Origin of the sequence: Shewanella surugensis (assembly GCF_023284005.1) — a bacterium.
Classification (GTDB): Bacteria; Pseudomonadota; Gammaproteobacteria; order Enterobacterales; family Shewanellaceae; genus Shewanella; species Shewanella surugensis.
The window spans coordinates 31,208-43,338 of record NZ_JAKIKS010000005.1 but is presented as its reverse complement, the minus strand read 5'-3'; the positions used below and the strand labels follow the sequence as shown (position 1 = coordinate 43,338).

At 41.2% G+C, this 12,131-nt stretch carries 12 protein-coding genes and 1 pseudogene; 6 read left to right on the top strand and 7 right to left on the bottom strand.

Features of this window, described 5'->3' with window-relative positions:
* Positions 1-39 precede the first annotated feature (39 nt).
* Positions 40-243 (top strand): winged helix-turn-helix domain-containing protein, encoded by a 204-nt coding sequence (locus L2764_RS02540; protein WP_248938675.1) that lies wholly within the window; start codon positions 40-42, stop codon positions 241-243.
* The gene (locus L2764_RS02535) at positions 227-448 is read left to right on the top strand and encodes a restriction endonuclease (protein WP_248938674.1); all 222 of its coding nucleotides are present in this window, start codon (positions 227-229) and stop codon (positions 446-448) included. The genes L2764_RS02540 and L2764_RS02535 overlap by 17 nt, the downstream gene beginning before the upstream one ends.
* Before the next feature lie 111 nt (positions 449-559).
* Here L2764_RS02535 and L2764_RS02530 read toward each other — a convergent pair whose 3' ends face one another.
* The gene (locus tag L2764_RS02530; protein ID WP_248938673.1) at positions 560-1,024 is read right to left on the bottom strand and encodes a hypothetical protein; all 465 of its coding nucleotides are present in this window, start codon (positions 1,022-1,024) and stop codon (positions 560-562) included.
* Positions 1,025-1,669: 645 nt separating this feature from the next.
* Here L2764_RS02530 and L2764_RS02525 point away from each other — a divergent pair.
* Positions 1,670-2,113, top strand: coding sequence for a class I SAM-dependent methyltransferase (locus L2764_RS02525; RefSeq protein ID WP_248938672.1), 444 nt, complete (start codon positions 1,670-1,672; stop codon positions 2,111-2,113).
* Positions 2,114-2,295: 182 nt separating this feature from the next.
* Here L2764_RS02525 and L2764_RS02520 read toward each other — a convergent pair whose 3' ends face one another.
* From L2764_RS02520 to nhaB, 5 genes are all read right to left on the bottom strand, one after another.
* Positions 2,296-2,553: a hypothetical protein gene (locus tag L2764_RS02520; RefSeq protein ID WP_248938671.1), complete on the bottom strand. Its 258-nt coding sequence runs from the start codon at positions 2,551-2,553 to the stop codon at positions 2,296-2,298.
* A gap of 320 nt (positions 2,554-2,873) precedes the next feature.
* On the bottom strand, positions 2,874-3,101 hold the full coding sequence (locus L2764_RS02515) for a hypothetical protein (protein ID WP_248938670.1): 228 nt from the start codon (positions 3,099-3,101) through the stop codon (positions 2,874-2,876).
* Between the two features lie 179 nt (positions 3,102-3,280).
* The gene (locus tag L2764_RS02510; RefSeq protein ID WP_248938669.1) at positions 3,281-4,693 is read right to left on the bottom strand and encodes an eCIS core domain-containing protein; all 1,413 of its coding nucleotides are present in this window, start codon (positions 4,691-4,693) and stop codon (positions 3,281-3,283) included.
* A gap of 501 nt (positions 4,694-5,194) precedes the next feature.
* Positions 5,195-5,734 carry a disulfide bond formation protein DsbB gene (gene dsbB / locus L2764_RS02505; protein WP_248938668.1) on the bottom strand — a complete coding sequence of 180 codons (540 nt, stop codon included), beginning with the start codon at positions 5,732-5,734 and terminating at the stop codon, positions 5,195-5,197.
* An 85-nt stretch (positions 5,735-5,819) separates the two neighbouring features.
* Entirely contained in the window at positions 5,820-7,406 is a 1,587-nt protein-coding gene (nhaB, locus tag L2764_RS02500; protein WP_248938667.1) for a sodium/proton antiporter NhaB, read from the bottom strand.
* 313 nt (positions 7,407-7,719) lie between these two features.
* Here nhaB and fadR point away from each other — a divergent pair, with 313 nt between their 5' ends.
* Positions 7,720-8,439: a fatty acid metabolism transcriptional regulator FadR gene (gene fadR / locus L2764_RS02495; RefSeq protein WP_248938666.1), complete on the top strand. Its 720-nt coding sequence runs from the start codon at positions 7,720-7,722 to the stop codon at positions 8,437-8,439.
* Between the two features lie 262 nt (positions 8,440-8,701).
* On the opposite strand, the gene L2764_RS27660 is transcribed toward fadR, so the two are convergent.
* Positions 8,702-8,833 carry a hypothetical protein gene (locus L2764_RS27660; RefSeq protein WP_283106885.1) on the bottom strand — a complete coding sequence of 44 codons (132 nt, stop codon included), beginning with the start codon at positions 8,831-8,833 and terminating at the stop codon, positions 8,702-8,704.
* A gap of 83 nt (positions 8,834-8,916) precedes the next feature.
* Between L2764_RS27660 and L2764_RS02490 the strand changes: the two genes are divergently transcribed.
* Together L2764_RS02490 and L2764_RS02485 are read left to right on the top strand one after the other, a co-directional pair.
* Positions 8,917-10,890, top strand: coding sequence for a BCCT family transporter (locus tag L2764_RS02490; protein ID WP_248938665.1), 1,974 nt, complete (start codon positions 8,917-8,919; stop codon positions 10,888-10,890).
* Between the two features lie 631 nt (positions 10,891-11,521).
* Positions 11,522-11,977, top strand: a pseudogene (locus L2764_RS02485) (type II secretion system protein GspD); the annotation flags it as partial.
* Positions 11,978-12,131: the final 154 nt, after the last annotated feature.

The window sequence follows — 12,131 nt, the reverse complement described above, 5'->3', positions numbered from 1 at the left end:
GCGTGATGAGCCATTTACAAAAAACAATAGGTGTAATCAATGACGATCCCTAGACATAACGAAATCCGCGTTGAAGCATTAACCTGCTTGCTTGATGGTGAGGCTAGAAAGCTAAAAGAGTTGGTTAGACCTTTGGCGCTGATCTTCCAGCTTAGCGAAGAAGAACTTGAGCACATGTATGACTCGGGCAATGGCCCTGTGTTTTTAGTTTGTCGGTGCACTCGCGGTGGCGCAGTCCAATAAAGGCGTGTTTATTACTACCTCATCTTATAGTAAAGGTGCGATTGAATATGCTAATAACCTCAATGGCACCACGGCATTGGTGTTGATTGATGGCCAGCAGTTAGCGCAATATATTTACGATTTCAACCTTGGCATGCAAGTTGAAAAAGTGATTGAAATTAAAAGACTAGAGAGTGAATTCTGGGATAGAATGCAAGATGGATAACAAAAGCCTTCATTATTATTTGAAGCCTTAAACAAAACCAGCCTCCAAAGTCGTTGGGGGCTGGTTGTCTATTTTATCTGTGGAAGTGATTATAGCGATTCAGTAAAATGACTAACGAACACATTCAGGTTCTCTATTTTGCTCAATCTGGATGTTTAAATAAGTACCATCAGGAGCAATTTCGAAAATTGAAATGCTGCATGTGGTAAACAATGTTGAGATATCAACAGAGTAATGCTTGGATGCTTCCGCCTTAAAGGAAATGGGGCCGAATTTGCATGAGGAGTACTTATTGCCTGTTGCAAGGGAATAGTTGCCGATAAGCGATACCTTAGTTTCTTTGGGGACAAAATACTTCCTCGTTTTGGCATAGATTCTCGTCCAGTGATTGGATACTGATCCTACATCATGGTAATCAGCACATTGGTTGGTGCCAGTGGTGTTGATGCTAAAGCTTCTCGTAGGACTATAAAATATCGCGCCTCCGCCTAATCGGTCACCGAAGGTAATAACGGGATCTTGTGGTGAAACGGGCTGATATTCATAATGGGTCGCACACCCGGAAAGGAATCCCACTGCCCATAAAAAACTTACTCTCAACCTCATCATGTTGCTTTACCTTTTACTCTATTTAATCTATGGATATTGTGCTTTATTATTCAAATTTAACTTATTACAGAAAGGAGTCAGTGATACGTTAAACTTAAGCGTTTTATCATACTATATTATTAATAAAATTAACTTTTTAGGTTGTTGATCGATGGGAATAACGACGATTTGAGTAATGTGAAGAGGTGAATGCACAACAAACACCCGATGATAAATATTTCATATGTGACTCTGTTTGATTGGGGTTGATAGATTTTGATAGGCGGATAATATCTTACTTGGTGTGTTTTGTAGTCATTGCGCTATTTTAACCATAAATCCCTTTTATTATTAATGGATTGTGGTAAGTTACTTCGTTAAATAAGTGTGCTTTAGAAGCACCATGGACAATCATGATTATACGTCGTTTGAAGTATCCACTTGAAAACTTCGAGGCGGCGATCAACTGTTCATAAATAGCCATCAATAATGGCGTTAGTCAAACACCCCCAAGCATTTTAAAAGGACATTAGTTTACCTACTCCTGATTGTTATGAAGAGTACAATAATAATGCGGCCCAATTATCTGAGCAGTATTTATCAGCATCTTGTGAGCAGGTGCATGGGGCGTGGTTGCATCATGTGCAGCCGCTGTTTGATGCTGAGTCTAGTTTAGGCATCAACGAGAGGAGCAGCAACGAGTCGCGGATTTTAGATATTGGCGCGGGAGCGGGGCGGGATGCCAAGTACTTTGCTGAGCGTCTTGAGGAAAAAGATGCCAAAACAGGCATAGTAACTGATTATCAGGTGGTTGCGGTGGAGCCTGCGGGTTTACTGGCGAAAATCGGCCAATCTCATACCCAAGGCTTAAACGTTAAATGGCTTGAAGACTCTTTGCCTGCGCTAGAGCAGGTGAGCCGACAAGCGGTGAACTCACAAACGCAGCGCTTTTTTGCTCAAGCAAACTTGGCCTTGCCGGGACTGACACATACCAATACTAGTGTCAGTGATGTATTCGAAGCCATGTTATTGCAACGCATTCGCCTTAAAGAAATGCAGCAATTAAGGGAGTGGTAACAGAGAGCTCAAGAATAACCCAAATTGAAGTAGCAGATTGTCTTTGCTTTTGATGCTTTTGTTTTTTCTTTTCATTCCTACATTGCGCACTTTATCGTTTTCAACTAAGTGCGCAATGAGATGAGATTAAGCGGTATTCAGTGAGAATATTCTATTCAATGACTTTACCGGTAACAATCCCATTAGCTGTAAGCATACTCAACAGCGCTACTCACCCCGTAGCCAACAGCGTAACCAATCCCATAAGCCACTATCGTCCCTGCAGCAACGCCAGCAACAATGGTTCCTGTCGATACTCCAAAAGCCGCTAGTACAAATCCAGAATTTGTGCCACCGACTAAACCACAAATACCAGTAGCTGCTCCCAATGCATAACCCACATAATTAGCTGTCCACCCACCACTTACTTGTCCTATTTCACTCATTGTTAATAGGTTCATTTAAAAAACATCATCCTAACGTTAATTGAAAATAAATTGTAACCTAAAAGTATTTCTTTTGCTATCAAAGCTATACAGGTCATACCGACACTTAGGTCTAGTTTCTTTTTGTAAAAAGCACTTTCATCTCTTTTCTGAAAAAAGAAAGAGAAGATATATTACAACCCAAAGCAGCAATGAAGACTCATCGATGAATGATGAGGGGTGAGTTAAGTTTGTGATATAACATGAATTTATCGTGTGCAGTATCACAATGACATGAAGGCTTAAATTACATAGCGCCTGCTTGGATGGCTTTTTTTCTAACACAGTGAGTCGAGTTAGGGATAATTGTAATATTTTTGTATGTTATCCCCTTTAGCAAGAGCAAATTCGTTTGCATAATATTTTAGCTCTGAAAGAGGATAAATAACATTGGGGATTTGAGGAGATGCAGTTGTTAGCTTTTTTTGAAGGTTGTTTATTGCGGAGTCGATAAAGTGACTATGATCGCTATGTTCTAGAAAAGTCTTTAATTTTTCTTTAACATCCTTAAATGCTTCTTTCATGGTTTACCTTAAATAGATTATGTTCGTAATGTATAAGTACACAGGTTTAAAGTGAGTTCATATACCTGTTTACAGGTCGTTATAGAGATAGTTATAGATACGATTTGTTAGTATTGAGCTGCAAGACGTTTTAATGGCTTTTAGGTTTTGTTATGGGGATCTTTCTAATGGGATGGGCATTATTTAGCCAGCGCTGCAGATAACTCAGAAAGTATGTTTAACTGCATACACCGGTATACAAAGCATTCATCGTAACTTTTTTCATTGACATGTTGTCTTATTTCTTCAAATTTTAAATACACTTCGGTGTACACTTTTAAATCGTTGGTTTTTTTAGTCATTGTTCCCATCTTTTTTACAGCAACATCTAATTTTTGGTACTCTGAGTTAATCACTTTTTGCATAGCAACTTGAATACTATGTCTCTTGCTTTCATCACTTTTTTCTTTAGCTGCTGTATCTTGTCTTTCATAATATTGAGATGGACGAGAATCTAAACCATACGCAATTCTGGGTTTATTGGGGTCAAATAAATTCTCGTTATATAAAACATTATGCCATTCTAGAAGCATTATCGTCGTGTTATCCGAATTATATCCTTGAGAAATATTTTGCTTATGGTGCCCAAGTTCATGTGTGAGACAGCGTTGATAGTCTTTCATTCCCTCGCTCACAAATGCTAATCCTTTTACATACCCAGCTCCGCCACATAAGCTTAAAACGAGATGTGCGCTTGCATCTGCATATTCTGCCGCTTTATCTCCAAAATTTATCGACGCTATCGAGTGGGTTAAATCGTTTTGGGCTAGACCGTAGGTACATTCATGAGCATATTTTGAAAAAGGCATTAATGCGCTGACTTTGTCGCTTTTAGGGACTTCAATAACCTTGGCATCTTGTAGACCTAGCAACGTTTTTGCCTCTTCTACATGTTCTTTATTGAGAACGGCTTGTATTACTTGTTGTTCCTTACTTTTCTTCTGAGTGACAGAACTTGCAACTGCCCAACGGTTATGCTCTTTTGTCTGCATCTGCAGCGCTTTTGCCCCCATCACATCCGCTTCTTTTTCCAGTCCAACATTATCGTTCACCGCTAGGCCGCCTACTGTGGTCGTCGGCTTGACTCTGCCTTGTGCTTGTTGCACTACGTGGCCGAGTTCATGGGGTAAATGTTTTTCTTGGCCAGTGCTTAAATGAATGTCATTGCCTTGGGCATAAGCATGGGCCTGCACGGCCGCAGGTTTAGGCGAGTTATAATGCACTTTGACATGATCAAGGCTGATACCCGATAAGCCTTCCATGCCGATTTTTAAGTTATCCGGTAGTCCAGTGCTAGTGTTAATATTAGTGTCGGCTTTTTGAATAGGTTGCTTGGCAGCATGATGATCGGCCATGGATTGTAGCTGCGCCATGCGGGCAGCTTGTGGACTATTGTTAGCCATCAGTTGGTACTTTCTTTGCAATGCGGCTTCAGGTCGATTATCAATAAAATGATTGCTGAAGCTGTTGTTGCTAGTCAGGCTCTTTTTCGGGTGAACCTTATCATGACTCTGTGGATCTTTGATTGCATACTTATTGACATTGTTCGGCATAACATTCCTTGTCACTGGTATGAATAGCACGATGGTACTGTTCTAAATATAGCCCAAATTTATACTCTTCTTGAAAAACACCGAGGGCATGGTTTAATTATCCTTCAGTGCGAGGCTTTGTAGTCTATAAGAAGACTACATAGACACCCAGTGCGCCGAGATAAATCGGTAGGTTCTTTATGTAAAATAGGGGAGGTGAAATTCCTCTGCTTATTCTTTATTCGGCATGAGGTTGAGCAAACAGCCAAGGCCCCGAGTCATGGGCTTTGCGCCGTAAGGCGTCGAGTTAAGTGTTGAACAAGCCTGATCTAATGATAAGTGACGCCTTTAATCGTAATTAGCTGATCGAGAATACGATCTGCTTGATTTTCAGTGTGGGAGTCTGGTTTTTAGCTCATTTATGTTCACTTATGTTTGAAATGTTGCGGATTGAAATAAAAATGCGGCCTTGATTAAGGCCGCATTTTATTGGTTTTTTGACTCAATACTTACAACAAATAACTACATTTTGAACATGGGACGAGTCGGTTGATTAACATTTTTTCTCAGTGCTGGGATGATGAAAATCACCAGCGCAATACAGTAGGCGCTGAATATGCCGATCATCCATTGACCCATTGAAAAACCACCAAAAATCCAAGGGGCATCAGTACACATACCTGATGGCATGAAAATGCTGGGGATCCATTCATGTAATGGCATCCAACTGGGAAATTCGGGTAAAAACGCACAGGTGGCAAAAGGAGATGGGTTGGTTTGCAGATCCACTAAATCGATTGCAAATTTGAGTCCCCAAATACTGCTGACGCCCCATAGGATGATAGCAATGAATCGCATAAACCGAGAGCGATAAGCTAAGCTGCCTATTACTCCAGCAACGATCAATCCTATCATGGCAAGGCGTTGATATATACACATAACACAAGGGTTAAGTTGCATACCGTATTGGAAAAAAAGTGCAATAATTTCAAGCAATAGAGCGCTGAATGTGAGTGATAACCAAGCGATACGGGATTGGGAAAAACGAACCAGTGTTTTCAAAATATATCTCCAATTAGAAAAAACGCACTGAAAAAGTGCGTTATAAGTCAAAGACTAAGCTAATTACCGCTAAAGTGTATCACTATTAGTGATTGGATGTAGCGTTGTTTATTATTTCGATCACGGGTGCGGTGGATATTAATTGCTTATCGTAAAGTAGCTGGGTGAAGTGCTCTAACACGCCGAGCTGGATCATCAGTATACCGACAATCGATAACACAATAGTGTAAGGCAGTGCCATCCATACCATACGACCATAAGACAAGCGAACGAGTGGGGCGATGGCGGAGGTGAGCAAGAACAAGAAAGCAGCTTGACCATTTGGCGTCGCGACGGAGGGGAGGTTGGTACCGGTATTAATCGCAACAGCCAGTAAATCAAATTGCTCTCGGTTTATTCTACCGTCAAGCAGTGCGGTTTTAACTTCATTAATATAAACCGTACCGACGAAAACATTATCGCTAACCATAGACAGTAAGCCATTGGCGATATAAAAGATCACTAACTGGGTATTACCTTCAAAACTCAGTGCCCACTGAATAACGGGTGCAAACAATTGTTGATCGATAATGACGGCAACAATGGCAAAAAACACTGCTAACAACGCCGTAAAAGGTAAGGCTTCTTCAAAGGCTTTACCCAGAGAATGTTCATTGGTGATGCCATTAAAAGCGGTGGCTAAAATGATAACTGATAACCCTATTAAACCAACAGAAGCTAAGTGCAGTGCCAGACCAGCGATGAGCCATATGCCTACAAGTACTTGAATAATTAGCTTCATTTTATCATGAGGGGTACGATGGGCGTCTTCATAAGCCGCAAATTCTGATAAAATTTTATGTACTGCATCGGGTAACTGTTGCCCGTAGCCAAATATTTTGAATTTCTCAACAAGAAAACAGGTGGCGATACCAGCCACGAGTACGGGCATAGTCACAGGAGCCATACGCAAGAAAAACTCACCAAAACCCCAGTTCGCTTGCGCCGCGATAATGAGGTTCTGTGGCTCTCCTACCATAGTGGCTACGCCGCCGAGTGCGGTTCCGACTCCCGCGTGCATTAATAAGTTACGTAAAAAGCCCCTAAAAGATTCCAGCTCTTCTTCATATAAATGCTCATGGGCGTCATGAGTATGATCATGACTATCGGTAAAGCTTTTTCCTGAAGCCACTTTATGATAAATACTATAAAAACCCACAGTAACGGTAATAATGACGGCAATCACGGTCAATGCATCGAGAAAAGCCGATAAAAAAGCCGATGCGATACAAAACATTAACGATACGGCCACTTTTGAGCGGATCTTGGTAATGATTTTGGTAAAGACAAAGAGCAAGAGTTGCTTCATGAAATAGATCCCCGCTACCATAAAAATAAGCAGCAGCAATACTTCAAGGTTAGCTTCTATTTCGTAGAGGACTTGGCTGGGAGAGGTCATGCCAATAAAGATGGCTTCAATGGCGAGTAAGCCACCTGGTTGGAGTGGATAGCACTTGAGTGCCATTGCAAGGGTAAAAATAAATTCAATGACCAATAGCCAACCGGCGGTAAAAGGATCGATGTAAAAGACGATGGGGTTAATAATTAAAAAAGCTAATATAGCGAGTTTAAACCATTTAGGCGATTGGCCTAAGAAGTTATGAATAAAGGCTTGACTCATAGTCGTAGTCATACATTGTTCTCAGATAATAATTACTTTGATTTACATAGCTAAACATTTTACCAACATTTTTAACTATTGAAATAGATAAAATCACAGTAAAGGCCTAATAATTGGTAGCATGTAAAATACATGGAAGTCTGGGATTAAGGAATCTTAATCAGTAAGTTTTTCGAAAAAAGAGTGAATCAAGGTAAAAGAAGTGCATTTTTACGTCAATATGTTGATTTGGGTGGCAGAAATGTGTGGGATAAGGTTTCCATTTTTTATGGCTCTGGTATGATCAGTAGTCAAGTTAACGCTAATCATGGGATAACGAGGGCTGATGATAATCAATGCCAAAGGTCCTGCAAGCTTTGCAGAAAAGTATATTGTACGGTCCATTTGGGACAATAAGTTCCCCCCTGGTTCTATTTTACCGGCCGAAAGAGAGTTGTCTGAATTAATTGGTGTCACTAGGACAACCTTACGTGAGGTTTTACAGCGTCTTGCTCGAGATGGTTGGTTGACTATCCAGCATGGTAAGCCGACTCGAGTTAATAATTTTTGGGAAACCTCAGGACTCAATATTTTAGAAACGATTGCGGAGTTAAATCCCGATGGTTTTCCTGAACTCGTCGATCAATTGTTATCGGCAAGAAGTAATGTGAGTGCCATTTATTTTAAAGGGGCGATTAGGAACAATGCCGCTAAAGCCGTCACGGCTTTAGCGGCGATCCATACATTGGAAGATACTGCTCAAGCTTATGCAGATTTTGACTATCAGCTACAGCATACGCTCGCTTTTTCTTCAGGTAATCCACTGTATGTTCTTATTTTAAACGGGTTTAAAGGTCTTTACAGTCGCGTTGGACGTTATTATTTTTCCAGCAGTGATGCGAGAGCCTTAGCGCTTGATTTTTATAAGCAGTTGGAAATACTCGCCCAAAATGCCAATTATCATGAAGTACCTTCTTTAATGTTTAACTATGGTATTAATAGTGGTGTGATGTGGCAAAGTTTACGTGATGATATGCCCGTCGAATTAGGCTATAGCAATACGTAAAGTGAGCGCTTATTGAGCGGTGTCTATTTTGATTTGTTTGAAGCCGTCTTGACGAAAGACGGCTTTTTTATTGTTTTTATGGGGTGATATTCAGTCGCGATCTGATGCCAGTAGGGAAGGTGGGACGAAAATGGAAAATTAACATTTGTTTAGGATGAATCACCTTCGATGCCCCGTCTGTGTTAGTATCGCGCCTTTCTATGTGGAAAGAAAGGCGATTCAATAGCGTTATACTCGTGCCAGTATCGTTATCGAATATCCTTTATTGAGTTGGATCGATATTCACTCCAATATCTTGCGTCAACTCACTGATAGTATTAACTTTATTTTTTAAGGGTTTTTTGTGTTTTTTATCGATGCCTCTTTGTGAAGTAGATTGTGCTGTGTTTTTCATGTGTTATAACCCTGGAGTAGAAGATCCATCTAGTTGTGGCGTTGCGTCATTTTTATCTAGGTGAGTCATTCTGAGAGGTTAAAATGGTTAAGTCGAGCATCAATGCTCCTGTGTTCTTTTCATCTGTATTGCTTATTTTTATCATGGTGTTTGTTGGGGCATTTTGGCCCGAACAATCTCAAGTCGTGTTTAAAGTGGTTCAACAATGGCTAGAAGTGAAAACCGGATGGCTGTATATTCTTAGTGTTGCCATTTTCCTTATTTTTATTATTTTTCTGATGGTTAGCCGATTTGGTGATATCAAATTAGGCCCCGATCATTCTGAGCCGGATTATAGCTATAAAAGTTGGATTGCGATGCTTTTTTCCGCGGGTATGGGAATTGGCCTCATGTTCTTTGGCGTGGCGGAACCCGTGATGCATTTTCTTGCGCCACCTGATACGACACCTGAGACGATACAAGCCGCGAAAGACGCGATGAAGATCACTTTTTTTCATTGGGGGATCCATGCTTGGGCTATTTATGCTGTTGTGGCTTTAAGCTTATCCTATTTCTCTTATCGTCATAAATTACCTTTATTACCTCGAAGTGCACTCTATCCCTTAATCGGTGAACGTATTTATGGGCCAATAGGACATGCTGTCGATACCTTTGCGGTATTGGGTACCATGTTTGGTGTGGCGACATCATTAGGTTTTGGTGTATTACAGCTCAATGCTGGGCTCAATTATTTATTAGGCTGGCCCATATCAACCACAGTACAAGTGCTCTTGATTATCGGCATCACCCTTATTGCGACGCTGTCGGTTTTTTCCGGATTAGATAAAGGCGTGAAGCGACTCAGTGAGCTTAATCTGGGTTTAGCCTGTTTGTTATTAGTGTTTGTGTTGTTATTTGGACCAACGGTCGACTTACTGCGAGCCTTTGTGCAAAATACCGGTGGCTATTTAAGTGATATTGTCGGTAAAACCTTTAACTTATACGCCTATGAGCAGAAGAATGATTGGCTGGGAGGTTGGACCTTACTCTATTGGGGTTGGTGGATTTCTTGGTCACCTTTTGTGGGAACCTTCATCGCCCGTATATCAAGGGGTCGCACCATACGTGAATTTTTGATTGGAGTTTTATTTGTTCCCACCGCTTTTACTTTTTTATGGATGACGGTGTTTGGTAATACGGCTATCGATGCCATTATGAATCATGGAGCGCTGTACCTAAAGGATGCGGTATCATCAGATGTGTCTGTGGCCTTATTTCGATTTTTTGAATACTTACCGATGTCGACCTTCTTGTCGACGATTGGCTTGTGTTTAGTGGTCACCTTTTTTGTGACCTCATCGGATTCTGGTTCTTTGGTGATTGATAATTTGACCTCGGGTGGCGATATGGAAGCACCTGTTTGGCAACGTATTTTTTGGGCGTTACTGCAAGGTGTTGTGGCATCAGTCCTTCTACTTGCCGGTGGGCTGCAAGCGCTGCAAACGGTGACGATTGCCAGTGCCATGCCATTTTTATTGATCATGCTACTCATGTGCCTAGGCTTGTTTAAGGCGCTTAAAGATGATTGGCTCAAACTCAATAGTGTGCAATCGCATAATACCAGTGTGCAATATGCGGAGACGAACATGAATTGGGAAGAGCGCATTGATGTATTGGTGTGTCATCCGAGTTATGAAGAAGCTCAAGCCTTTTTAAAAGATTGTGCGGCGCCAGCGCTTTCTCGAGCGTGCCAGAGTTTTGTTAAGCGTAATATTCAAGCCCAAATGCGCTTTATTGGTGATCATGTGCGGTTTGTAATTAAAGCTGATGAACAACATGACTTTGTGTATGGTTTGAGGATCCGAGAGCATACTATTCCTAACCCGATAGTCAGTGAGATTGAGCAGGGTGAAGCGAGTTATTATCGCGTCGAAGTCTTCTTAGAACAGGGTGGTCAGCATTACGATGTGATGGGCTATACCCAAAAGCAGCTGCTTGCCGATGTGGTAACCCAATACGAGCGTTATCTTCATTATTTACATTTATCGAGCTCTGAGTATTTGGGCGAAGAGGCATAACGCTTGATTGATGTCAGCCCAAACTCGATGTCAGTATCGGTTGATAGGGGCTGCTATCGAAATCGCCCCGCTATTGGCTGACTATTGCTTTGTAGTGGTGTCAAAATAGCACGTATGAAAGTGAGTAGATAAAGAAAAAAGCCCCATGTATGAAGATACATGGGGCTTTTTTTAGCATTGATTCGAATGCAATAATACATATCAATGCGGATTGCTATAAGACGATGGCGCGGGTCCATTCACTTCTCATAGCCTTAAAAATAGAGGTTGATGTTAAAGAAAGCTCCTGTTTCCCCCATTTGCAGTATTCCCCTGTGTTACTGAACATCAACTTAGCATAACGAGGTTATCTGTTCAAGAAGACCATCATGGTCGTTCATTCACATCCATGTGAACACGACATTTGTTCATCTGACCTATATGGATATAGGGAATGTCTTATTGTCGTCTGGAACAACAAAGACCTTAAACATCAGATGACGGGGATGTCATTAATGCAGGAGCAATTAACGACCTTGTTTAAATGCTTTATAACGCCAGCTGAATGCTACATTTTCAATTTTTCTTGAACGTACTACAGATCTATGGTTACGCGACGGTTGAAGTTGAACATAACATCATTAAAGTCATTGCGTTAGTGATTAGCGCGGATCCTGAGCAAATGCGCACCCTCGAAAGTGTTATCGATTAGTTAGATATTCGCCGTGCACAGGTGTTAGTTGAAGCTATTATTGTTGAAGTAGCCGAAGGGGATACGCAAACTTGTACCACCAATGAAGAAACTGCGGGCGATATTACCACACTGGCTTCTGCATTATCTGAGGTGAGTGGCATGGCGTGGGGCATTTGGTCTGATGATTTTGGTGCGCTTATTCAAGCGGTGTCGAGTGATACCACATCAAATGTACTAGTAACGCCTTCGGTGACCACGTTAGACAATCAATAAACCACTTTTATTGTGGGGGATTAAGTGCCATTTCTAGGGGATATTCCTCTGATTGGCTGGTTTTTTCGCTCCTCTTCAAGCAGTAAGACTAAGAAAAACTTGATGGTGTTTATTAAGCCCACCATTATACGTGATCACGTCGGGCTTTTGGTTTCAATGATATTCTTGTCTAGTCGAGAGGGGTTAATCACTGTGTATCTGCTTTTTATGACGAGGATGTCATGGACTGGTCCGCTTTTCGCCGAGTAAAGATAAAGGTCCTGCAATGATCAGAATTATTCTATATTAAGGGAGG

Coding starts and splice junctions, on each gene's coding strand:
- L2764_RS02540 (WP_248938675.1), top strand. CDS start 40: ATGACGATCCCTAGACATAACGAAATCCGCGTTGAAGCATTAACCTGC.
- L2764_RS02520 (WP_248938671.1), bottom strand. CDS start 2,553: ATGAACCTATTAACAATGAGTGAAATAGGACAAGTAAGTGGTGGGTGG.
- L2764_RS02515 (WP_248938670.1), bottom strand. CDS start 3,101: ATGAAAGAAGCATTTAAGGATGTTAAAGAAAAATTAAAGACTTTTCTA.
- L2764_RS02510 (WP_248938669.1), bottom strand. CDS start 4,693: ATGCCGAACAATGTCAATAAGTATGCAATCAAAGATCCACAGAGTCAT.
- nhaB (WP_248938667.1), bottom strand. CDS start 7,406: ATGACTACGACTATGAGTCAAGCCTTTATTCATAACTTCTTAGGCCAA.
- fadR (WP_248938666.1), top strand. CDS start 7,720: ATGATAATCAATGCCAAAGGTCCTGCAAGCTTTGCAGAAAAGTATATT.
- L2764_RS27660 (WP_283106885.1), bottom strand. CDS start 8,833: ATGAAAAACACAGCACAATCTACTTCACAAAGAGGCATCGATAAAAAA.
- L2764_RS02490 (WP_248938665.1), top strand. CDS start 8,917: ATGGTTAAGTCGAGCATCAATGCTCCTGTGTTCTTTTCATCTGTATTG.